1 protein-coding gene is annotated in these 1,218 nt (G+C 55.5%); it reads left to right on the forward strand.

Annotated elements, in window-relative coordinates; all coding sequences use genetic code 11:
* On the forward strand, positions 1-1,012 hold a 1,012-nt coding region (locus V6D20_07910; protein HEY9815709.1), incomplete at its 5' end, for a precorrin-8X methylmutase.
* Between the last annotated feature and the right edge of the window lie 206 nt (positions 1,013-1,218).

The raw sequence follows: 1,218 nt of genomic DNA on the forward strand, positions 1-1,218 counted from the left end.
GCCCGCCCAGCGCTCCCAGGGCAACTATCGGCTGTACACTCAGCAGGATGTGCAGCAATTACAGCGGATTGTGGCGCTGAAGCAACAGGGGTTTCAGTTGTCTCATATTCGCCAATTGCTCGAAAATCAATCCGACGCTACGGATAATTCCGCCCTGATGGCGCAGTTGCAGCAGCAATACCGCTCCGTGATACAGCAGTTAACCCGCCTCCGCCACACGGCCACCGCATTGGAGGGTTTACTAGGACGCGATCGCCCTGGACAGCAGGCCCAGGCTGAGGTGCTGGCCCAGTTGAAACATTTGGACGTTGATGCTCAGGATAGTCTAGGGCAGCTTGATCAGCTTTGGCGTCGTCTTGATGCGGAAACTGAGACCCATCCAGAGGCATTTCAAGAATCGTTGCAGGGCTTATTGCCCGACTTGTCGCACTATTCTGAGGTCACCGCTCACCTGTTGCAGCAATTGGTCTTGGCCTGCGGGGATGTTAGCCTGATCAACGTTGTGCGCTGGAGTCCAGATGCGATCGCCGCCGCTCGTCACGCGCTCAAACGTGGCTGCCCGATTGTGGCGGATCTACCGGCGATCGCTGCTGCGCTAGATCACACCCGCTTGGCTCACCTGGGCTGCTCCGTGGAGGTTCTCATTCAAGATCCCCATGTGACGGGCGTTGTTGAAGCTGAGCAGGCTTTTTGGAACGATCCAGCCTGGAAGCAACGGCTGCAAGACTGTCCTGAGGGATCTGTGCTGGTGGTTGGTTATGCTCCGTCAGTGTTGCTCACCGTTGGCCAGTTGATTGCCCAGCAGCAGATCCAGCCGGCTTTGGTAATCGGGATGCCCATTGGCTTTAGCCATGCCCCGGCCGCCAAGCGACGGTTGATGACTTTACCGATTCCTTACATTACTCTGCAGGGTAGTTTGGGCGGGGGGCTGCTGGCGGCGGTGACGCTGAATGCGCTGGTGGAAACGGTGATTGAAAAGCCAGATTGCCATTGCTATCTGACCCGCCCTTGACGATGGTTTATACGTTGCCGGGTTTCGATGTCGCTCAACCCTCCTCTCATAGAAATGTAAGCTTTAAGCAACGTTGACATGCTTGTCAATCGTGACGTCGTCCCATTGATGTTCATTGAGCAATGCCGATTCGATAACCGTCTGGGCAGAATGACGGGGTCAAAATTTGCGGGCTTTATGATGGATAGGATCGAATTCAAACCGCT

The sequence above is a fragment of the Candidatus Obscuribacterales bacterium genome (assembly GCA_036703605.1).
Classification (GTDB): domain Bacteria; phylum Cyanobacteriota; class Cyanobacteriia; order RECH01; family RECH01; genus RECH01.